Source organism: Simplicispira hankyongi (genome assembly GCF_003570885.1).
GTDB lineage: Bacteria > Pseudomonadota > Gammaproteobacteria > Burkholderiales > Burkholderiaceae_C > Simplicispira > Simplicispira hankyongi.
In genome coordinates, this window is the sequence record NZ_QXJC01000001.1 from 762926 (window position 1) to 784933 (window position 22008).

Below are 22008 nucleotides of genomic sequence, written 5' to 3' on the forward strand. Positions count from 1 at the left end.
AACGTATTGGTTTTCGCTGGTCCTGCGCTGCAAGCACAGGGTTGCGGGCCTCGCGAATGTCACCCGCAGCGTTGGTGGCTCTATGGCTTGCGATAGGCGTCGACAATGGCCTTGCCATCCGGCCCGACCGACTTGATCCAGTCCGCGGTCATCTTCTCGCCGATATCGGCGAGGGTCTTCTTGATGGCATCGCTGGGCTCGCCAATCGCCATGCCCTTGGCACCCAGCTCCTTGATGTACTCGGAATCGAGTTTTTCACTGGCGGCCCAACCGCGTGCTTCCGCGTCCGCGGCAGCTTTCATGACCGCCTCCTGTGCAGGCTTGTCGAGCGCCTCGAACGCCTTGATGTTCACCACCGTGGCATTGCGCGGCAACCACGCACTGACCGGATAAAAATATTTCACCTGCTCATACAGTTTGGACTCGACACCGCTCGCACTCGAAGTCAGAAAATTCTGGACCGTATTGGTCGCCAGCGCCTGTCCCAGTTCCGAGAGCTGGATCGTGACCGGCTGCGCCTTGAGCATTTCAGCGATTTTGGTGGTGGCCGGGTTGTAGGCACGCATGCGCGTTCCGACGAAATCGGCGGGGGTGGTCACCGGCTTGAGCGAATACAGCGACTGGCCCGGCCACGGCACGGTAAACAGAACCTTCAGGCCTTGCGAGGCGAGCAGCTTGTCTTGCGCGGGCTTGGCCGCCAGATACAGCCGCTTGGACTGGGCATAGTTGGTTGCCAGGAACGGCACAGAATCGATACCGAACAGCGGGTTCTCATTCGATGCCCCCGAAAGAATGAACTCGGCGGCCGGAACCTGACCCGTTTGAACGGCTCGCTTGATTTCATTCGCCTTGTAGAGCGAACCTCCGGGGTGCAGTGTGATCTTGAGCTGTCCACCTGTCGCCTTGTCGACGTCCTTGGCAAACTGCTGCACGTTCTCCGTCTGGAACGTGTTGGCCCCGTAGCCGGTCGGCAGGTCCCATTTCACTTCGGCGTGGGCGCCCCACATGCTCAGGGCGGCCGTCATGCACAGTGCAAATTTCTTCATGTCTATCTCCTTTAAAAACTGGCTAGCTGGTGGTTAAGAAGATCGGTGACCAACATGCACCCCGGCGCATGCGTGATGCAAAAAGGCGGCTGCGCATTCAGGATGACCGACTGCGGCGTCACCCCGCAGGCCCAGAAAACCGGGATGTCGCCAGGCATCAGCGATACGGCGTCGCCGTAGTCGGGGCGGGCCAGATCGGCGATACCGATCAGCGCCGGGTCACCGATATGCACCGGTGCCCCATGCACGTTGGGAAAGCGCGAGGTGACTTGCACGGCGCGGATCACATCGGCGGCAGGCATGGGGCGCATGGTCACCACCATGGCCCCGCCAAAGGGGCCGGCCGGCACGGTTTGCACATTGGTGCGGAACATGGCGACGTTCTTGCCTTCGTCGACGTGGCGCAGGCGAATTCCAGCCTCGATCAACGCGTACTCGAAGGAGAACGAGCAACCGAGGATGAAGGTGACCAGGTCCGGCCGCCAGACGCTGACAATGTCCGCGACCTCCTCCGCTGGCTCTCCATGGCGCCAGATGCGGTACAGCGGCACGTCGCTGCGGATATCGATGCCCTCACCCAGCGAAGGCAGGGTGAACTGGCCGGGCTCGCTCACGGCCAACACCGGACAGGGCTTGGGGTTGCGCTGACAGAACCGCAGAAAATCACAGGCAAGCACCTTGGGCAGGATGACCACGTTGCCCTGCACGTGGCCGTCTGCCAGACCACTGGTATGCGAGGTCCACAGGCCCCGGCGGATGGCGTCGCGTACCTGATGCGGGTTGCTGCTGCCCTCGGCTCCAAAGACCGCAAGCACTTGTTCTTGAGTTGAATCCACCGTATTTCCTTGCATTGAGAGAAGTCAAATGCATGACGTTGGGCGGATTGTGTTGGCCTGGAATCGCGCTGGCAAACTCAAAAATTTCTTGTCAATGCATCGATTTTTTCGATGCATTACAGAGGAGCGGCCTACCTCAGAGAAAAACCTAGGGATATCCCTAGGTTTTTCTCTGAGGGTTTTTACGGAGGTTTTCAAAGGCTCACGGCGAAACCAGAAGCAAGGGCTCGGCGTGCCATCTGCGAGAACGTCGGACACCTTTTGCGATGCAACGTCCAGGGCAGCAGACCGGGGCCGTGCGCATCACGCCGCCGGATCTACTTGTTCTGAACAGGCAAGGTGTCCAGCGCAGTCAACAGCTTGTGCGCGTCAATGAACGCCAACGCAGAACGCACCACCGTTTCTGCAGCGGCGGACGCAGGATCTTCGTGGTAGCTCAAATGAATCGGTAGCGGTTTGAGCGTTACCTCACAAGGCAGTGCACGCAGGTCTGGAAACGACAGCATTCGCTCCACCGCTTGCCGAGGCAGCGTCGCTACCCCAAATCCCGCCTGCACGAGCTGCACCATTGCCGAAATGGATGAAATCGCGTGCACGCAGCGCGGTTCCACTTGCGCATTTCGGAACAGATCGAGCAGATACACGTGCGGCTGCGAGCCACGCTGGAACGTAAGAATATCGGTCGCAGCAAAGTCGCCAAGCGCATAGCTGCGTTTTCTGTGCAGTTTGCGATTTCCGACAAACACCATTTCCATGGGCGCGAGCGCCTGCGTGCGTATTCCATCGCCCGAGACCGGCAGCGCCGCAAAGCTGGCATCGAGCATGCCGCGCCTGATCTGGTCCAGAAGAACAGGGGTCGTCTCCACCGTCAGTTCCAGTTCAAGCAGCGGGTTGTCACTGCGCAATTGCTCCACCCACGGGATCAACCAGGAATGCAGAACGGATTCAATGACACCAAGACGAATCGAAACCTCCAGCGGCGCGCCCGAGCCCATTTCGGCTTTGAGCTGTCGCTGCAGTTCGAGCATGCGCTTGGCATACACAAGAAAACGTGTTCCTGCTACGGTCAGCTTGAACTGCTTGTCCCGGCGGTCAAGCAGAACGACACCCAACTCGTCTTCCAGTGCTGCCACCCGGCTCGACATGGCCGACTGCGTAAGAAACAACTTGTCTGCCGCGCGCGTCACGCTCTTGAGGGCGGCGACCCAATAGAAGGCTTCAACAAATCGCAAATTCATGGCGGTTTCAGGCAATGCAGGGTCAATAGATTTCCAGGGGAAGATCGGCCTTCTTCAAGGTACGCAGGACGAAGCTGGAGCGGCTGTGCCGTATGCCTTTGATTTTGTAGAGTTTTTCGCGCAGGAGGCGCTCGTAATCGCGCGTATCTTTCACCACCACACGCAGCAAATAGTCATAGTCGCCCGAGACCAGATGCGCCTCGATCACCTCGGGAATGCTGGCGAGGGTCTCGCCAAACTTCTCCAGCGTGTTGTCGGAATGGCTGTCGAGCGTGACCTGCACCAACACCGTATCGGCCAAGTCCAGCGCCTGCGGGCTGATGCGCACGGTGTAGCCCTCGATCACGCCGGCCTCTTCCATCTTCTTGATGCGGCCCCAACACGGCGAGGGGCTCAGGCCCACGGCTTGGCCAATCTCTTGAAGACTCGCGCGGGCGTCGCCCTGCAGCACAGCGAGAATTTTTCTATCAAGTCGATCCATACAAAAAATTATCCAATAAAACTCTTAGAGAGAAAAAATTATTCTTCAAATTCAGATAATTGACGGAAATTTAGCAAATTCTTCTTCGAGCTTGCCGGCACACTGTGGACATCAAGGCGCTCTTACCGGAACGCACGAACTGCCGGGGCCCTGGCTGGTTACCACTAGCCAGGGCACAGTCAGACCGGTAATTGCTGGCTGGTCATCCCCTGCTGCGCGCCTGCCGTAGAATTCCACAGGTCAGGAGAGAGCGCCCGCCCCGCACCGGGGCTGCGGCGCCGCCGAAGGCGCAGGTTCACCGAACGCTCAGGCAAAAGGACTGGCAACCGCCCGCAGCGATGCGGGCGTTTCCTTGCTGGAGAGAGGCCGGGCGCTGCGCAGAGCAGCGCCACCGGCCCACCGAAGGAGCAAGCCGCACGGCCAGCCAGGGCGATGGGGTGAATCTCTCAGGTAAAGCGGACAGCAGGGCAAATTCCGTGGCCTCCGGGCCGCGGCCCGCATTTGCCCCGAGATCTGCCCATGACCGCTCCTGCTACCGACCTCAAGACCACGCCGCTCAACGCCCTGCACCTGGAGCTTGGCGCGCGCATGGTGCCGTTTGCCGGCTATTCCATGCCCGTGCAGTACCCCGCCGGCCTGATGGCCGAGCACCGCCACACGCGCACGGCGGCGGGCCTTTTTGACGTCTCGCACATGGGCCAGTTGCGCCTGACCGGGACCGACGCTGCGGCTGCCTTTGAAACACTGATTCCCGTGGACGTGATCGGCCTTGCGGTAGGCAAACAGCGCTACGGCCTGCTGCTGAACGACGAGGGCGGCATCCTCGACGACCTGATGTTCTTCAAGGAAAGCGCCGACAGCCTGTTCGTCATCGTCAATGGCGCCTGCAAGGTGGCCGACATCGCCCACATCACGGCGCGTATCGGCCAGCGCTGCACCGTGCAGCCCCTGCCAGACCACGCCCTGCTCGCCCTGCAAGGCCCGCAGGCGGCCACCGTGATGGCACGGCTGGCACCCGGCATCGACCAACTTGTCTTCATGACCGGCGGCAACTTTGCCGTCGCTGGCACCGACTGCTTCGTCACGCGCAGTGGCTACACCGGGGAGGATGGGTTTGAGATTTCGGTGCCCGCGAACGAGGCCGAGGCCCTGGCACGTGCGCTGCTGGCCCAGCCGGAAGTTGCGCCCATCGGCCTGGGCGCGCGCAATTCGCTGCGACTGGAGGCCGGCCTGTGCCTCTACGGCAACGACCTGGACACCAGCACCACCCCCAGCGAAGCGGGCTTGAACTGGGCCATCCAGAAGGTGCGCCGTACGGGCGGGGCGCGCGCTGGCGGTTTCCCTGGCGCCGAAAAGGTGCTGGCGCAAATCGACGACCCAACCCTGCTTATCCGCAAGCGCGTCGGCCTGATCGCTACCGAGCGCGTGCCAGTGCGCGAGCCAGCGGTCCTGGAGAACATGGACGGCCAGCAAGTCGGCCAGGTCACCAGCGGCCTGCTGAGCCCCACGCTGAACCAGCCGATTGCCATGGCCTATGTCAGTTCGGACTACGCAGCGCCCGGCACCCAGCTGTTTGCCATGGTGCGCGGCAAGCCCGTGCCGATGCAGGTCGGTGCCATGCCGTTCGTCCCGGCACGCTATTTCCGCGGGTAACCCTGCGGCAGTTCCGCATTGCCCCCTGCGACACCGACCGCTACAGTGGCCGGTCCTCTTTCTTCAAGCTTTTTTCTGGAGCATTTTTATGACCGTCAAATACTCGCGCGACCACGAATGGGTGAACATCAGCAACCCCGAAGCCGCCACGGTGGGCATCACGCTGCACGCACAGGACGCGCTGGGCGACGTGGTGTTCGTCGACCTGCCCGAAGTGGGTGCCACTTTTGCCCAGGGTGAGGTGGCTGGCGTCGTGGAGTCGGTCAAGGCCGCCGCCGACGTCTACATGCCGGTCGCCGGCGAGGTGGTGGAAGTGAACGAAGCACTGCGCGCCGACCCCTCGCTTGCCAACACCAACCCGCTGGGCGCGGGCTGGTTCTTCCGGGTGCGCGTGAGCGACCTGACGCAGTTCGATGCCCTGATGGATGAGCCGGCCTACGCCAATTTCACCAAGGGCGCCTGAGCGACTCCCTCGTTTCCCCCGCTTTCGCCTGCGCAGCCCGCGCGGGCGAAAGCTCTATTTTTCTGTCCACGCCGATGACTTCCACCCCTGCCCTGCGCGCGCTTGAAAACGCAGCCGAATTTCTGCCCCGCCACATCGGCATTGACGCCGAAGACGAAGCGCTCATGCTTTCGGCCATTGGCGAAGCTTCGCGCCGAGCGCTGATCGACTCCATCGTGCCGCGCTCCATTGCGCGCCGCACCCCCATGGATTTGCCGCCCGCCTGCACCGAAGCGGATGCGCTGGCAGAACTCAAGGCCATCGCCGGGAAAAATCAGGTACTGCGCAGCTTCATCGGCCAGGGCTATTACGGCACGCACACGCCAGGCGTCATCCTGCGCAACGTGCTGGAGAACCCCGCCTGGTACACGGCCTACACGCCCTACCAGGCCGAGATTTCGCAGGGGCGCATGGAGGCGCTCATCAACTTCCAGACCATGGTCTGCGACCTCACCGCCATGCCGGTGGCCAACGCGTCGATGCTGGACGAAGCCACGGCCGCGGCCGAGGCCATGACGCTGGCACGCCGCTCGGTCAAATCGAAGAGCATGCGTTTCATCGTGGCCGGCGACGCGCACCCGCAAACCATTGAAGTCCTACAGACGCGCGCCGCGCCCATGGACATCGAGGTGGTACTGGCCAATTCGCTCGAAGAATGGAACGCCGCGTTGGATGGCGACTACTTTGCCGTGCTGGCCCAGTACCCCGCCACCAGCGGCCGCATCGACGATCTGCGCGCCGACGTGGCGAAGGTGCATGCCAAGCAAGCTGCCTTTGTCGTGGCTGCCGATCTGCTGGCGCTGACGCTGATTGCCCCACCGGGCGAATGGGGCGCCGACATTGTCGTTGGCAGCACGCAGCGCTTTGGCATGCCCATGGGCGCGGGCGGCCCGCACGCCGCGTTCATGGCCTGCCGCGACGACTTCAAACGCTCCATGCCCGGCCGCCTCGTAGGCGTGAGCGTGGACGTGCATGGCGACCCCGCCTACCGCCTGGCGCTGCAAACGCGCGAGCAGCACATTCGCCGCGAAAAGGCCACCTCCAACATCTGCACCGCGCAGGTGCTGCCAGCCGTGGTGGCCAGCATGTACGCCGTGTACCACGGGCCACAGGGCCTCTCGCGCATTGCGCAGCGCGTGGCGAGCTTCACGGCCATATTGACCCGCGGGTTGCAGCAATTGGGTGCGCCAGTACGCGAGCAGGCGACCTTCGACACGGTCACGCTCAAGACCGATGGCGCTACCAAAGAAATAGCTGCTCGCGCAGTATCCATGGGCGCCAACCTGCGAATTTACTTTGAAAACTGGCTGTGCATCTCGCTCGACGAGACCACTACCCGCGCCGATATTGAGTTGCTGTGGAAAATTTTCGCCAAGGATGGGCAGGCGACTCCTTCCTTCGGCGCATTCGAGAACGGCGTTGAGCCGCTGATTCCGCCCGCCCTTCGCCGCGGCAGCGCCTTTCTCACGCACCCGGTGTTCAACACCCACCACAGTGAGACCGCGATGCTGCGCTATATCCGCCAGCTCTCGGACAAGGACTTGGCGCTGGACCGCAGCATGATCCCACTGGGCAGTTGCACCATGAAGCTCAACGCCACCAGCGAGATGGTGCCCATCACCTGGCCGGAATTTGCCAACATTCACCCATTCGCGCCCGCCGACCAACTGGAAGGCTACCGCTTGCTCGATGAGCAGCTGCGCGCCTGGCTGTGTGAGGCCACCGGCTACGCGGGCGTCAGCCTGCAGCCCAATGCCGGCTCGCAGGGTGAATACTCCGGCCTGCTGGCCATCCGTGCCTACCACGCCGCCAACGGTGGTGCGCACCGCCATATCTGCCTGATTCCGGCCAGCGCGCACGGCACCAACCCGGCCAGCGCACAGATGGCCGGCATGCAGGTGGTGGTCACGGCGTGCGATGCCAACGGCAATGTCGACATGCTTGACCTGGCGGCCAAATGCCAGCAGTACAGCGCCCACCTGGCCTGCGTGATGATCACCTACCCCAGCACGCACGGCGTGTTTGAAACACAGGTGAAAGAGCTGTGCGCCCTGGTGCACCAACACGGGGGCCGCGTGTACGTCGATGGTGCCAACATGAACGCGCTGGTCGGCATTGCCGCACCGGGGGAATTTGGCGGCGATGTGAGCCACCTCAACCTGCACAAGACCTTCTGCATCCCACACGGCGGCGGCGGGCCGGGCGTGGGGCCGGTATGCGTGGTGGAAGACCTGGTGCCTTACCTTCCAGGCCATGCCACAGGCGGTATCGCTGGGCGCGTGGGCGCGGTGAGCGCCGCGCCGCTGGGCAACGCGGCGGTCCTTCCGATTTCCTGGATGTACATCCGCATGATGGGCGCCGCCGGCCTGCAGGCCGCGACCGAAGTGGCCATCCTCTCGGCCAACTACATCAGCGCACGCCTCAAACCCCATTACCCGACGCTGTATGCATCGGCCAACGGTCACGTCGCGCACGAATGCATCCTGGATCTGCGGCAACTCAAGGACACCAGCGGCGTGATGGCCGAAGACGTGGCCAAGCGCCTGATCGACTACGGTTTTCACGCGCCCACGCTCTCGTTCCCCGTGCCCAACACGCTGATGGTCGAGCCCACCGAGAGCGAGACATTGTTCGAGTTGGACCGCTTCATTGGCGCCATGATTGCCATCCGTGACGAGATCCGCCAGATCGAATCGGGCGCCTGGCCGCGCGACGACAACCCGCTCAAGAATGCGCCCCATACCGCCCACAGCCTGGTGTCTGAAACCTGGGACCACCCATATCCCCGGGCGCTGGCGGCCTACCCTGTCGCGGCCCTGCGCAGCAACAAATACTGGGCGAGCGTGGGCCGCGTGGACAACGTGTACGGCGACCGCAACCTGTTCTGTAGCTGCATTCCGGTCAGCGCTGCCGAATAGCCCCGCGCGATGCGCCCCACCCGCGCCTGCCTGGCCTGCCAGCCCTCGGCACGGTATGCGTTGGTGCAGTCGGAGCCCGCCATGGCCCGATGGCATTCGGGGCGCTGAACCAAAGCCGCTCCAGCCGCGTCGCAGCGCTCCCGCGTACACTCGCTCGCATGCCCGCCGCCCGTGCGCGCCTGCGCCACGGGTGCTTGCCCCATGAATGAGCCTGATCTCTCCTACCTGCTGCGCAAATCCGATCCGGCTGCGTATCCGCCGCAAGCACAGGACTGGCCGGTGTCAGAGCGCCGCAACCCCGACGCTCGCCCCGCCGGCTCTGTCGCCAGCCTGATCGCGGAGCTGCGCAAATCCCAGGCCGAACTGAAGGCGCAAAACGAGGTGCTGCGCTACAGCCAGGCCGCAGCCGAGAGTGCATCCGAGCGTTTCGAAGCGCTGTTTGCCAGTGTGCCACTGGTACTCATGGTGATCGATGCACACGACATGGTGGTTCAGGCCAATCCCATGGCGCACCGCTCGTTTCAGCCAGGCGAAGGCGATCGCCCGCTGACTGCGCTCATGCCCTTTGTGGATGCTGCACACGCACAGCGCGTGCAGCACGCGTTTTCGCAGGCGGCGGCGCAAGGACATGCCGAAGCAACCGAAGTCGTATTTCGCATTGGCGAGACCACGCACATCACGGGCGACCTGCACATCGCGCGCATCGAGACGCCACAGGAGAACAATCTCTCGCAATACCAGTTCCTCTGCGCCCTGGTAGACCAGGGGCCGCTGCTGGCCGAGCGCCGCGCCTTGCAACAAAGCACAAGAGAGCTTCAACAGCGCAACGAACAGCTCTACGCTGGTGAAAAGCGCCTGGCGGCCGTGATCAACTCAGCGCTCGACGCCATCGTGTGCGTGGACCGGCACCAGCGCATTACCGTGTTCAACCCCACGGCTGCCGCGCTGTTTCAGTGCGCGGTCAGCGACGCCCTGGGAAGCCCGCTCGAGCGCTTTCTGCCCAAGGCGGCCGAGGCGCTGTTGTTTGCACCGCTCACCACACAGGCCCTGCTGGGTGAAATGACGGCGCGCACCGCAAGCGGACACGAACTGGCCGTGGAGGTGAGCGTCTCGTTCGAGCAGCACGCCGACGGCGAGACCACCACTGTGTTTGCCCGTGACCTCACGGCGCGCAAGCGTGCAGAGGAGCGGCGTGGCGAGTTGGAACTGCAACTGCGCGAATCGCACAAGATGCAGGCCATCGGCACCATGGCCGGCGGTATTGCGCACGACTTCAACAACATCGTCGGGGCTATTTTGGGCAACGTGGAGCTGGCGCGGGCGGATTGCCCCCCAGACTCTCCTGTGCAGGAAAGCCTGCGCGAAATCGCCAAAGCCGGCCGCCGCGCCCGCGACCTGGTGCGCCAAATCCTCACCTTCAGCCGCAACGAGCCACCTCGGCGAACACCGGTTCGCCTGGAGGCGCTGCTGCACGACACCGAGCGTCTGCTGCGGGTCACGCTACCGCCCACGGTTGAACTGCAGGTGCGCGCGTCCAGCGCCCTGCCCCCCATACTGGCCGATGCGACACAGGTTGAACAGGCCGTTCTCAACCTGTGCACCAACGCCATCCAGGCGATGACCGGGCGCCGCGGCCACGTCACGGTACAAGCCCACCCGGCCCAACCCGATGCCCGCGTTCGCGAGCGCCTGGGTCTCGCAGCGGGCCGCTATGTGGCCATCATCGTGCACGACAATGGCCCGGGCATCGATGCAGATACGTTGACGCGCGTGTTCGAGCCGTTCTTCACCACCAAGCCCGTGGGCCAGGGAACAGGGCTCGGTCTTGCCGTCGTGCATGGCGTGATGCGCGCCCACGGAGGCGCTGTGGATGTGCGCGCCACCTTGGGCGAAGGAAGCTGCTTCACTCTTTACTTCCCCGCAGCCGAAGACGAGGCACAGGCGCCTGAGTTCGTTGCCAGCACCCCCGCGCCGCTGGTGGCCGAGGCGCCGCGCACGGGCACTCCTCACCATGTCATGTACGTGGACGACGACCAGGCGCTGGTCTTTCTGGTGCAGCGCCTCCTGCGCCGGCGCGGTTACCAGGTGAGCGGATTCACCGATCCGCGCGGCGCCCTCGCGGCCCTGGCGGAAGCGCCCTGGAAATACGACCTGCTGGTGACCGACTACAACATGCCGGGCTTTTCCGGGCTGGACCTCTTGCGCGAGGCGCAAAGGCTGCGGTCCGATCTGCCGGTTGCATTGGCCTCTGGCTACGTCACGCAAGAGATCGAAGAAGCGGCGATCCGCGCTGGCGCGCGCGCGCTGGTGCACAAACCCAACGACGTCGAAGAACTCTGCACCACCGTGCAGCGCCTGGTGCGTGGCGATGCCTGAACCGCAGGCACCACCGCCAGACGTGGTCGCCATATTCGCAGATGCGGACCTGCTGGTGCTGGAGAAGCCTTCCGGCCTGCTGTGCGTGCCAGGGCGCGGGCCTGACAAAAGCGACTGCCTGAGCCAGCGTGCCAGTCAGCGCTGGCCGGGCGCACTGGTGGTGCATCGCCTGGACCAAGCGACCTCTGGGCTGCTGGTGATGGCACGCAATCCCGAGGCGCAGCGCCTTCTGTCGGCCGCATTTGCCGAGCAGCGGGTTCACAAACGCTACCAGGCCATCGTGCACGGAAGACCGCACGACGGGCCCGCAGCGCAAGCGGATGGCGGCTGGAACACCATCTCCCTGCCCATCGCCGCAGACTGGCCGCGCCGCCCGCTGCGCGTCATCGACCACGCACTGGGCAAAGCCAGCCAAACCCAGTGGCGCATCCTCGGACCGGCCCAAGGTAGCGATGCCACTCGGCTGGAACTCGCACCGCTCACAGGGCGCACGCACCAGCTGCGCGTGCACCTGTCGGCCATCGGCCACGCCATCCTGGGTGATGCCTTGTACGGCGACGCGGCCAGCGCCCCCCGATTGCTGCTGCATGCCACGCGAATGGCTTTCGCGCATCCGCGAACCGCGGAACCACTGCAGTTCACCTCGGCGCCAGAGTTTTAGGTGTTCTCGGCCTCTACCGCTTACCAGGTAAGCGGTTCCAGATATCAATTTAGTAGCACTAAGGAATGGACTCAGGCACCACCATCGCCCAGTGGCAATAGCGACCGCTGGCTGGCAAAAAACCTGGCGTCCCCCGTCAAGGGGTCGGTGAAGGCCAGCGAACGCGCGAGCAACTGCAAGGGCCGAGACCAATCGCCCTCCGGCGGGTCGTTCACTTCGGGGTAGAACGCGTCGTTGCGCAGCGGCAGACCAAGCGCCGCCATGTGCACGCGCAGCTGGTGGCGTCTGCCCGTGACCGGCCGCAGGCGGTAACGTGCCCAATCAGTGCCCGTCTCCAACACATCGATATGCGTGAGGCTGTTGGCCGGACCGCTTACCTCGTGCATGCGAAAAAACTGCGGGCTTTCCTCAAGGCGGCTGGCGCGCTCACGTGGCGGCGTCCCGTGCGGCCAGATGGGCGCAATGGCCTCGTATTCCTTGTCGATGCAGCGCTCGCGAAACAGCGCCTGGTAGGTGCCACGTGTGGCCTGCTGCACCGAAAACAGGACCAGGCCCGCGGTGTCCCGGTCAATCCTGTGCAGGGGCGAGAGCTCACTCAAGCCGTAGGCCCGCTTGAGCCTCACGAGCAGGCTGTGGTGCAGATAGCGGCCCGAGGGCGTGACCGGCATGAAGTGCGGCTTGTCGGCCACCAATAGGTGGGCATCGCGGTACACCACGACTTCTGCGTCCGGCGGTCGGGGCTCGCTCGCCAGGCTGCGGTAGTAGAACAACCTGAGACCGGGTACAAACAAACTTACAGGGAGCACCGTTTGACCGTGCTCATCCACGACTTCCCCCGCCGCCATACGCCGTTCCCAGTCGGCACGGGAGACCTTGGGAATGCGATCGCAGAGAAAATCCAACGCCAATCCATGCCCTTTGGAAGGCAGCACCACACAGCTCGGGCTCACACCATCGCGCATCGGCAGTACAGCTGGGCGGCGGTTTTTTTGCATGGCGTTGGGTAGATAGGCCTGTCGAGGGCCGAAAAATTGTAGCCCTGCGGCGGCAAGGAACGGTCAATCACCCGCTTTCTTGGTATCTCTCCGCAAAATCGGTAAAAACCCCAGTGTGCAGTCCCTATCCCGTAGATCACTATCGAGAGAGAAATTCCGCTTTTTCAAGGATCCCGGCTTCATGCCAGATACCCCCACCGACTTACGCTCCGCCATTTTCTCCAAAACCACCACCGGGCAGCAAGAAATCGCCTCGCGTTCGCTGGGACTCAGCCCCTTGGCGCGGCGGCTGCTGGTGCTGATTGACGGACGCCGCACCGGACACGACCTGGAGCCCTTTGTGGCCGGGCACGAGCTTGCGCAATACCTGAACGAACTCCTTGACCGCGACTGCGTAGAAATGAAGGCTGTGCTGCCAGCGAAGGCCTCCCCGGCAACCGGCTCTGCGGCCGAGGCATCCATGCTTGCTCCTGCCTCCACCGACTGGCTGGCCGTTTTGCCACCAGCAGAATCGCGCAGCGCCAAGGAAATGGAAATGGCGCGCAATTTCATGACCAATACCGTCAACAACATCTTCGGACACCACAACCGTATCAGTCTGATCGAGTCGATCTACAACTGCAAGAGCAGCAGTGAATTGCGCGAGGTGTACCACGCTTGGGCCCAGGCACTGGAATCCAATTCAATAGGTCACAAGCGCCTGCCAGAACTGCGAGAAAAACTTTTTGCAGTGCTGTAGCAGTATGTTCTGCTTGCCTGCGCAATACATGAACGACGGGGTATAGCGGTCTTGATGTAGGACAAGGGCGGCAAACCTCGCCTACGCGCCAACTCCTGCTGGGGCCGCCGTAGCATAGCGGGCCTATGGTCACCATCGACCCCCCAAGCGCTCCGCCGTCACCGCAACGCCCTGCCCTGGCACGTCTCCTTTGGCTGCGCGCTGCGCTTGTGCTGTGCGCGGCCACCTTGGTGTTGCCGTTCGCCACGCTGCTGGCGGTGCACCTGATCGACTGGAACCGGGCCAGGCCATGGATCAATGAACAGGTCAGTGCAGCCAGTGGCCGGCATTTTGAAATCAAGGGAAATCTTGAGGCCCACTGGATCTGGCCCCAGCCCCTGGACACCGGGTGGCGCCACTGGGTTCCGGGACTTCTGGTTCAGGCAAGGGATCTGGAACTGGCCAATCGCAAGCATTTTGGCGATCTTGGCTCCCTGGATGCGCCAAGCACGCGCTCCCAGCCACCCTCCCTGGCCCCACCTGCCCGCAAGGATGGGGCTGCCGACACACAACCGCTCATGGCGCAAGTCAAGCAAGCCAGCGCAAGCCTGCGGCTGCTGCCCTTGCTGGGACGCGTGGTATTGATCGACACGCTGATGCTCTCTGCCCCCGACATAGCGCTTGCGCGCAAGAAAAATGGCGAAAACAACTGGACTTTTCCCCGCCAGACGCAGGAAGCCGATACGGCACAGCCCAATCCCTGGAGAGTAGACGTGCGACAGCTGGGGCTTACCCAGGCCCGCCTCTCGTACACCGACCAAATGCAGCAGCTGGCGCTGCGCGCCGCCATTGAAGAGCAAGACAAAACGGCATCGACTGACGAGGACAGTGCCCGCTATGGGCTGCGCGTCGAGATGAGCGGCAATTTCCGCAATGCGAAACTTAAAGGCTGGGGACGTGTGGGGCAGTTGCTGTCATTGCGCGATGCAGCAGTGGAATACCCCGTGGACTTCGAAGTGCGTGCCGGGAACACGCGCGCGCAGGCGCGAGGCACTGTGTCCAACCCCCGCAAGCTCTCTGGCGTCGATTTGCAGGTGCAGCTCGAGGGCGACTCCATGGCCGATCTCTACGGGCTGACAGGGCTCGTGCTTCCCAATACGCCACCTTACAAGACCAGTGGCCATCTGGTCGGCAGCCTGGAGCCAGAACACGCAACGTGGGATTACGAGGACTTCTCCGGCACCGTGGGCGAAAGCGACCTGGAAGGGCATCTCACCTACACCTCCGGGCAACCTCGGCCGCATTTGAGGGGGCAATTGAAGTCCAAAAAACTCCGCTTGGCGGATCTCGGCCCCATCATTGGCACGACCCAAAGCACAGAATCAGACAAAAAGGAAACTGCCCGCCCCGGGAAGGTTCTGCCCAACACCAAATTCGCAACAGATCGCTGGGGGGCAATGGACCTGGACATCGCCTTTCTCGGCGAAAAATTGTTGGGCCCATCGTCTCTGCCCTTGGACAACCTGAGTATGCGTGCCACCCTCAAGAACGGCACATTGCACCTGAACCCCTTGCGCTTCGGCGTAGCCAAAGGGCGGATTGATACCCAAGTGGACCTTGATGGCCATACAGACCCTCTGAATGCCCGCATTCATGCGACGGTGGACGGCCTTAAACTGTCTGCGTTGTTTCCCAAAGTGGCATTGATGGACAAGAGCCTCGGTCGTATGGACGGCGCGTTGGCTCTGGCAAGCAGGGGGGACTCCATTGCCAGCATGCTCGCCAGCAGCTCTGGCGAGGCGCGCCTGTATGTGCGTGACGGCACACTAAGCAAGCAGCTCCTGGATCTGGCCGCGCTCAACTTGGGCAGCGTAATTGTCACCAAGCTGTTTGGCGCTGACAAGGAAGTGAAACTGCGTTGCGCCATGGCGGACTTTGGCATCAAGAACGGCATGGCCCAAACGCGCTCGGTCAAATTGAGCACCAACGAGGCGGTAGTCGAGGCGGTCGGAACGGTTGACTTTGGGCATGAATACATCAACCTGCGTGTCAAACCTGAATCGTTGCAATGGAAATTCTTCTCGCTGCGCACGCCACTCACCGTACGCGGCCCCTTCATCGATCCCAAGGTGGGATTTGAGGCAGGCCCCTTACTGGCTCGTGCTGGTGCTGCAATCGTCGCCGCGGTCGCGGCACCCACAGCCCTGGCACTTGTGCCCATCACGGTCCCAGCGGCAGAAGACGATGCCGAATGTGCCCAGCTGCTTGCCCGCGCCGATGAGGCGGTCAAGGTGGGGCCAGAAGGTGCGAAGCCCAAGCCAATAACCCATGCACACAAATATTCGGACTACCGTTAGCCGTTAGCCGTTAGCCGTTAGCCACTTGCCCTGGACTGCATGCACAGCATGCAGTGCCCACCACGGACAAGGCTTCGGGGCGGCTGACCCGCATGCGAGCGCTCGTCGGCCAAACGGTTTCTGGTCCGTCACCCCAGGCGACGGGATGAGAGGGGCACAACCAGCGCCATGGGTGCCTTGCAAGTGCTGGTGCCGCTCTGGCACAGCACTCAGGGGGCGTGCAACGCAGTAGTGCTGACCACTATGCCGTCCTGATCGGCATACAGCCAATCACCAGGACGCACCGATACCCCAAGCACTTGAATCGCGACATCGCGCTGCCCTTCGCCACGTTTGGTGGTTGGCAGGGGCATGAGACCGAGGGCGCAAATCCCCACTGACGCAGCCGCCAGTTCTGCTGCATCGCGCACACAGCCGTCGACCACGACGCCGGCCCACCCATTCGCCGCAGCCGCAGCCGCCAGGTTGCCCCCCACAAGAGCGCGGCGCAGCGAGCCACCACCGTCGACCACCAAAACGCGGCCCTCGCCGGGCGTGTCGAGCGCAGCCTTTACCAAAGCATTGTCTTCAAAACATTTGACTGTGCTCACAGGCCCGGCGAATACGCGCTTGCCTCCGAACGATGACAAGCTCGGAGGTAGCACGCGAAAAGCGCCGCTGTCGTCTGTCTTGTGCAGGTCGCAGAAGTCGCAGGTTGAAAAAAATGGGAAAGGGGACATTGCAGCGTCTGCCATGTGTCGGGTTCCAAGCGAAAGTCAGGTGCGCATGTGGATTTTTCGGCAATCGTCTGGTCGTTCGCCATTGGGCACAGGACAGCGATTGACCTCGAAAGGTGAAAACGAGAGCAAGGTGGTCAATGCGCTGGATGCAATCGTCATTGCCCAAAACAGGAAGAACGCCAGCGTGTACACGCCCTGGCGAGACAATCCAAGCGGCTCACCAAACCAGTGCAGATCACTCGGATCGACCATGGCAAAAACCAGCATTTCGAGCAGGCCCGCGACCAAAAAGGCGGGCCATGCAATCCACATCAGGCGTTGGGTCCACATCTGCTTGCTTCCTCTAAAGGTAATTGGGCGCAGCGATTTCAGCGCGGTACGTCTTCAGCCGGTGTTGCCGCATGGTTGCGCCCTTTCATCGCAGGGGCAAGGCTGTGCTCCTGTGCGGTGAGCGTCTTGTTGATGGCCATGCCATGCTGGTAGTAGTTTTCATCGATCACCGGATCCGGCGTTCGAATGGCCAGCCACAGGGTGACAAACGATGCCACCACGACGACGGCAGGTCCACCAAAAATGAGCCAGACAAAGCCAAATTTCCACCAGGGTTGGGGCTTGGAAGAATCAGCAGAAGGAGCGGATGGGTTGATCATGAGGGTCAATCAGGGAGGTAGGCGGCACCGACCATGGCTGCGAATTCAGTCTGATCAGCGTGGCACCAGAAAAACCGATTTTTCGCGGACATGCGCATTCGTGCCAATGGCTTCAATATCAAAATGCACTGGGTGAGATCCAGGCTCGGCCGAGCCATAGGGAATGCGCAGATTGACCGGCACCCAACGCGACTGCGCAGCCTCAATTTCGAATTCGGGCTCCGAGGCCAACTCCAGCCCATCGAGCCCCGCGGCACTGATGCGGTAGCGGTGCGTGGTTTCGGTGGCGTTCATGATCTGAAGTCGATAAATATTCTCAAGTTTTCCCCCTGCCACGATACGCGACAGTGCAGCCCTGTCCCGCACCACATCGACCTTCAACGGAGTGCGCATGATGAGGCTTGTCAGCATGCCCACGCACAGCGCCACCAGAATACCAGTGTAGATGAGCACGCGCGGGCGCAGCACGTGGCGGAAAATCTCCGCCTTGCCCCAGCCTTTGACCACGGCGTTCTGCGTGGAAAACCGGATCAACCCGAGTGGATAGTGCATCTTGTCCATCACGCTGTTGCACGCATCCACGCACAGACCGCAACCGATACATTCGTATTGCAGGCCATCACGGATATCAATGCCCACGGGGCAGACCTGGACGCACAAAGTGCAATCAATGCAATCGCCCAGCCCCTTGGCCTTGTAATCCACCGTCTTGACGCGGGGACCACGCGGCTCGCCACGTGCTTCGTCGTAGGTGACGATCAGTGTGTCCTTGTCGAACATCGCACTCTGGAAACGTGCGTACGGACACATGTACTTGCACACTTGCTCGCGCAAGAAGCCGGCATTGCCATACGTTGCGAACCCATAGAACAGCACCCAGAACACTTGCCAGCTTCCCTGGAGCGCCAGCAGCTCGATACCCAACTGGCGAATGGGCACGAAGTAGCCGACGAACGTGAAGCCTGTCCATAGCGAAATCAGCACCCACAGTGCTTGCTTGAGCGATTTTTTCCAGATTTTCTCGGCCGTCCACGGACCGTTGTCGAGTCGCACGCGGGCGCTGCGATCGCCCTCGACCTTGTGCTCGATCCACATGAATATTTCGGTGTAGACCGTTTGTGGACAAGCAAAACCGCACCACAAGCGACCGGCCACTGCGGTGAACAGAAACAGCGACAACGCGGAGATGATCAGCAAGCCCGTCAAATAAATGAAGTCCTGCGGGTACAGCACCAGGCCGAACATATAGAAACGGCGCGCGCCCAAGTCGAACAGCACCATCTGTCGCTGTCCCCACTCCAGCCACGGCAGACCGTAGAACACGGCCTGGGTGAGAAACACCAGGGCCCAGCGCCACCGCGCGAAAAACCCACTAATTGAACGTGGGTAGATCTTCTTCTGCGCCTCGTAGAGAGAAGACACAGAGTTCTGTGCAGATGGCTCCGATGCCACTGGGGCAATCGGGATAACCTTGCGAGGCTTATCGCCTGGGGTATTCATGGAAAACTGCTTTAGAAATTCAGCACATCAGGACGAAAGTGCCACGTACAAAGAAATTTCAGACCCTCGGGACAATTCCCCTGGTTGCAGCGATCGGATACCGACCCCGGAAACCAGGGAAATGCGCAGGGTCATTGTGCAGCTTTGGGCCGGTTCGACAGACCCCATACGTAGGCGGTCAACACACGTATTTGTGGCTCGGTGAGCTTACTGGCCTGCGCGGGCATCTCATTGGTTTTCCCATTGTTGACCATGGCAGTGATGGCTGCCTCGCCCCAACCATGAAGCCAGATGTCGTCCGTCAAGTTAGGCGCTCCGATCACCTGGTTGCCCTTGCCGTCCATGCCGTGGCAGGCAGCGCAAGCAACGAACTTGGACTTGCCTAGCGATGCGCGCACCGAATCGTGCGGGCTGCCAGAGAGGCTGAGCACGTAATTCGCCACATTACGCACGTCGTCCGCCGTACCGACCGCCGCAGCCATAGGCGGCATCATGCCAATCCGGCCATTGTGGATCGTCTCACTGATGTTTTCTGGCAGTCCACCGTGCAACCAATCCTTGTCCGTGAGATTAGGAAAACCCTTGCTACCGCGGGCATCAGAGCCATGGCACTGCGCACAGTTGTTCATGAATAGGCGCTCGCCAATGGCCATGGCCGGTGGGTCACCCGCCAGTTGCTCCGTCGTCAAAGAGGCAAACCGTGCATACACAGGAGCGATCTCGGCCTCGCCCTTTTGCATTTCCTCCTGGTATTCCTTGACTTCGGTCCAACCCAGCTTGCCGGCGAAATTTCCCAACCCAGGATAAAACGCCAAGTAGCCCAGGCCGAAAACGATGGTGATGACAAACAGCCACATCCACCAGCGCGGCATGGGGTTGTTCATCTCTGTCAGGTCCTCGTCCCAGACATGGCCGGTGGTGTTGTCGGTTGTGGCATCGACTTTCTTGCGGGCGGTGAACCACAGCAGCAGCAGGCAGCCGATGATCCCGGCCAGCGTCATGCCGGCGACGTAGATCGACCAGAAATTGTGGGTGAAATCGCTCATGGGATGTTCTCGTTTTCGGAGCTGATCGGATCAATCTTGTTCGAAGGGAAGACGTGCGGCTTCTTCAAAGCGCTCGCGGTTGCGGCTGGAAAATGCCCATATGCCTATACCCAGAAAGCAGGCGAACGACAGCAGCGTGAACACGATGCGCAAGGTAGTGATATCCATGGTGTTCTCCTGCCGTTATTTGAGCGAGCGGCCCAGCACTTGCAGATAGGCCACGACGGCGTCCATTTCCGTCTTGCCCTTGACTTCGTTGGCTCCGGCGGCAATCTCCTCGTCGGTGTACGGAACACCTACTCTGCGCAGGGCTCTCATGTGCGGCGCAACATCTTGCGGATCGACCATGCCGGTATTGAGCCAAGAGTAGGCCGGCATATTGGATTCAGGCACCACGTCCCGCGGGTTGTTCAGGTGGATGCGGTGCCATTCGTCGCTGTACTTGCCGCCTACGCGTTGCAGGTCCGGACCAGTACGCTTGCTGCCCCATTGGAAGGGATGGTCATAGACGAACTCACCCGCCACCGAATAGTGGCCGTAGCGCAGAGTTTCCGCACGGAAAGGCCGAATCATTTGCGAGTGGCAGTTGTAGCAACCCTCGCGCTGATAAATATCACGGCCCATCAGTTGCAGCGCCGTGTAAGGCTTGAGTCCCTTGATGGGCTCGGTCGTGGATTTCTGGAAGAACAGCGGCACGATTTCCACCAGGCCGCCCACCGCAACCACCAGAACGATCAGCACGATCATCAAGAAGTTGTTGGTCTCGATGCTCTCGTGCGAGAAGCCTTTGGATACTTTGTTGGTATGTGACATGAATCAATCCTCAAAACTCAGGCGTGGGCGGGCTTGAGGGCCGGTATCGCCACCGTGGAGGAGCGGCCGGAACTTACCGTCAGCCAGACGTTCCAAGCCATGATGAGCATGCCGCTGAGGTACAGCAGTCCGCCGATCACCCGAATCACATAGAAGGGATAGGTGGCCTTGACACCCTCAACGAAGGTATAGGTCAACGTGCCATCCGCGTTCACTGCACGCCACATCAGGCCTTGCATCACCCCGGAAATCCACATGGACGCGATGTAGAGCACGATGCCGATAGTGGCAAGCCAGAAGTGGAGTTCAATGGCCTTGACAGAATGCATCTTCTCGCGACCGAACAGGCGTGGAATCAGGTAGTAGAGCGAGCCGATGGTGATCAGTCCCACCCAACCAAGCGCACCCGAATGCACGTGGCCGATCGTCCAGTCCGTGTAATGGGAGAGCGCATTGACCGTTTTGATGGCCATCATCGGACCTTCAAAAGTGGACATGCCGTAGAACGACAACGAAACGATCAGGAAGCGCAGGATGGGGTCTTCACGCAACTTGTGCCATGCACCCGACAGTGTCATCATGCCGTTGATCATGCCGCCCCAACTGGGAGCCAGCAGAATCAGCGAGAACACCATGCCGACCGACTGCGTCCAGTCAGGCAGGGCCGTGTAGTGCAGGTGGTGCGGGCCCGCCCACATGTAGGTGAAGATCAGCGCCCAGAAGTGGACGATCGAGAGGCGGTAGCTGTACACAGGCCGGTTCGCCTGCTTGGGAATGAAGTAGTACATCATGCCCAAGAAGCCCGCCGTGAGGAAGAACCCGACCGCGTTGTGGCCGTACCACCACTGAACCATGGCATCCTGCACGCCGGCATAGGCCGAGTAGCTCTTCATGAAGCCGGCGGGCACTTCCGCGCTGTTGACGATGTGCAGCAGTGCCACCGCCAGAATAAAGCTGCCGTAAAACCAGTTCGCCACGTAAATGTGGCGCACCTTGCGTATGCCGATGGTGCCAAAGAACACGATGGCATAGGCTACCCATACGATGGTGATGAGGATGTCGATGGGCCACTCAAGCTCAGCATATTCCTTGCTGGTGGTATAGCCCAACGGAAGGCTGATGGCCGCAGCAAGAATCACCAGTTGCCAGCCCCAGAAGGAAAAGGCCGCCAACGGCCCACCAAACAAACGCACCTGGCAGGTGCGCTGTACGACGTAATAACTGGTCCCCATCAGTGCACAGCCACCGAAGGCAAAGATCACCGCGTTGGTGTGCAGTGGGCGCAAACGCCCGTAGCTGAGCCAGGGTATGCCGAAGTTCAGCTCTGGCCAAGCCAGCTGGGAGGCGATAAACACGCCGACCAGCATGCCGACCACGCCCCATACGACGGCCATGATGGAAAACTGCCGGACAACGGTGTCGTTGTAATAGCCGGCATTTGCTGTGGTTGAAGGAGTCATCGATTACCTCTGGAAGTCTGCAAAAATATTAACCGTGTT

The 22008-nt window shown here is 61.5% G+C and carries 20 protein-coding genes and 2 riboswitches; of the genes, 7 read left to right on the forward strand and 13 right to left on the reverse strand.

Going from position 1 to position 22008, the window contains the following annotated elements; genetic code table 11:
- Positions 1-80: 80 nt before the first annotated feature.
- The 4 genes from D3F03_RS03420 to D3F03_RS03435 all read right to left on the reverse strand — a co-directional run bounded on the left by D3F03_RS03420 (position 81) and on the right by D3F03_RS03435 (position 3601).
- A complete protein-coding gene (locus tag D3F03_RS03420; protein WP_119107925.1) occupies positions 81-1046 on the reverse strand; it encodes a TRAP transporter substrate-binding protein in 966 nt (321 codons plus the stop codon).
- A gap of 11 nt (positions 1047-1057) precedes the next feature.
- Positions 1058-1882, reverse strand: coding sequence for a putative hydro-lyase (locus D3F03_RS03425; RefSeq protein ID WP_425453067.1), 825 nt, complete (start codon positions 1880-1882; stop codon positions 1058-1060).
- A gap of 317 nt (positions 1883-2199) precedes the next feature.
- Positions 2200-3120, reverse strand: a complete 921-nt coding sequence (locus D3F03_RS03430; RefSeq protein WP_119107927.1) for a LysR family transcriptional regulator — start codon at positions 3118-3120, stop codon at positions 2200-2202.
- Between the two features lie 22 nt (positions 3121-3142).
- A complete protein-coding gene (locus D3F03_RS03435; protein ID WP_119107928.1) occupies positions 3143-3601 on the reverse strand; it encodes an Lrp/AsnC family transcriptional regulator in 459 nt (152 codons plus the stop codon).
- Positions 3602-3832: 231 nt separating this feature from the next.
- Positions 3833-3933: riboswitch (glycine riboswitch) on the forward strand.
- 13 nt (positions 3934-3946) lie between these two features.
- Positions 3947-4074, forward strand: a riboswitch (glycine riboswitch).
- A gap of 46 nt (positions 4075-4120) precedes the next feature.
- On the opposite strand from D3F03_RS03435, the gene gcvT reads away from it, so the two are divergent.
- From gcvT to D3F03_RS03460, 5 genes are all read left to right on the forward strand, one after another.
- Positions 4121-5254 carry a glycine cleavage system aminomethyltransferase GcvT gene (gene gcvT, locus D3F03_RS03440; protein WP_119107929.1) on the forward strand — a complete coding sequence of 378 codons (1134 nt, stop codon included), beginning with the start codon at positions 4121-4123 and terminating at the stop codon, positions 5252-5254.
- Positions 5255-5342: 88 nt separating this feature from the next.
- Positions 5343-5717, forward strand: coding sequence for a glycine cleavage system protein GcvH (gcvH, locus tag D3F03_RS03445; RefSeq protein ID WP_119107930.1), 375 nt, complete (start codon positions 5343-5345; stop codon positions 5715-5717).
- Between the two features lie 74 nt (positions 5718-5791).
- Positions 5792-8674 carry an aminomethyl-transferring glycine dehydrogenase gene (gene gcvP, locus D3F03_RS03450; protein WP_119107931.1) on the forward strand — a complete coding sequence of 961 codons (2883 nt, stop codon included), beginning with the start codon at positions 5792-5794 and terminating at the stop codon, positions 8672-8674.
- Between the two features lie 201 nt (positions 8675-8875).
- Positions 8876-11050 (forward strand): PAS domain-containing hybrid sensor histidine kinase/response regulator, encoded by a 2175-nt coding sequence (locus D3F03_RS03455; protein WP_119107932.1) that lies wholly within the window; start codon positions 8876-8878, stop codon positions 11048-11050.
- The gene (locus tag D3F03_RS03460; RefSeq protein ID WP_119107933.1) at positions 11043-11711 is read left to right on the forward strand and encodes an RluA family pseudouridine synthase; all 669 of its coding nucleotides are present in this window, start codon (positions 11043-11045) and stop codon (positions 11709-11711) included. The genes D3F03_RS03455 and D3F03_RS03460 overlap by 8 nt, the downstream gene beginning before the upstream one ends.
- Before the next feature lie 71 nt (positions 11712-11782).
- On the opposite strand, the gene D3F03_RS03465 is transcribed toward D3F03_RS03460, so the two are convergent.
- The gene (locus D3F03_RS03465; RefSeq protein ID WP_245960482.1) at positions 11783-12706 is read right to left on the reverse strand and encodes a pseudouridine synthase; all 924 of its coding nucleotides are present in this window, start codon (positions 12704-12706) and stop codon (positions 11783-11785) included.
- Between the two features lie 181 nt (positions 12707-12887).
- On the opposite strand from D3F03_RS03465, the gene D3F03_RS03470 reads away from it, so the two are divergent.
- Both D3F03_RS03470 and D3F03_RS03475 read left to right on the forward strand, forming a co-directional pair.
- A complete protein-coding gene (locus D3F03_RS03470) occupies positions 12888-13445 on the forward strand; it encodes a hypothetical protein (protein WP_119107934.1) in 558 nt (185 codons plus the stop codon).
- A 125-nt stretch (positions 13446-13570) separates the two neighbouring features.
- Positions 13571-15781: an AsmA family protein gene (locus D3F03_RS03475; protein WP_119107935.1), complete on the forward strand. Its 2211-nt coding sequence runs from the start codon at positions 13571-13573 to the stop codon at positions 15779-15781.
- A gap of 209 nt (positions 15782-15990) precedes the next feature.
- On the opposite strand, the gene rraA is transcribed toward D3F03_RS03475, so the two are convergent.
- From rraA to ccoN, 8 genes are all read right to left on the reverse strand, one after another.
- Positions 15991-16515, reverse strand: coding sequence for a ribonuclease E activity regulator RraA (gene rraA, locus D3F03_RS03480; RefSeq protein ID WP_199665399.1), 525 nt, complete (start codon positions 16513-16515; stop codon positions 15991-15993).
- A gap of 21 nt (positions 16516-16536) precedes the next feature.
- The gene (locus D3F03_RS03485) at positions 16537-16830 is read right to left on the reverse strand and encodes a hypothetical protein (RefSeq protein ID WP_119107937.1); all 294 of its coding nucleotides are present in this window, start codon (positions 16828-16830) and stop codon (positions 16537-16539) included.
- 38 nt (positions 16831-16868) lie between these two features.
- Positions 16869-17150, reverse strand: coding sequence for a FixH family protein (locus tag D3F03_RS03490; protein WP_119107938.1), 282 nt, complete (start codon positions 17148-17150; stop codon positions 16869-16871).
- A 54-nt stretch (positions 17151-17204) separates the two neighbouring features.
- Positions 17205-18650: a cytochrome c oxidase accessory protein CcoG gene (ccoG, locus tag D3F03_RS03495; RefSeq protein WP_119107939.1), complete on the reverse strand. Its 1446-nt coding sequence runs from the start codon at positions 18648-18650 to the stop codon at positions 17205-17207.
- 131 nt (positions 18651-18781) lie between these two features.
- A complete protein-coding gene (ccoP, locus tag D3F03_RS03500; protein ID WP_119107940.1) occupies positions 18782-19696 on the reverse strand; it encodes a cytochrome-c oxidase, cbb3-type subunit III in 915 nt (304 codons plus the stop codon).
- 30 nt (positions 19697-19726) lie between these two features.
- Positions 19727-19864 (reverse strand): cbb3-type cytochrome oxidase subunit 3, encoded by a 138-nt coding sequence (locus tag D3F03_RS03505; RefSeq protein WP_119107941.1) that lies wholly within the window; start codon positions 19862-19864, stop codon positions 19727-19729.
- Positions 19865-19879: 15 nt separating this feature from the next.
- Positions 19880-20509 carry a cytochrome-c oxidase, cbb3-type subunit II gene (ccoO, locus tag D3F03_RS03510; protein ID WP_119107942.1) on the reverse strand — a complete coding sequence of 210 codons (630 nt, stop codon included), beginning with the start codon at positions 20507-20509 and terminating at the stop codon, positions 19880-19882.
- Between the two features lie 17 nt (positions 20510-20526).
- Positions 20527-21969 (reverse strand): cytochrome-c oxidase, cbb3-type subunit I, encoded by a 1443-nt coding sequence (gene ccoN, locus D3F03_RS03515; RefSeq protein ID WP_119107943.1) that lies wholly within the window; start codon positions 21967-21969, stop codon positions 20527-20529.
- Positions 21970-22008: the final 39 nt, after the last annotated feature.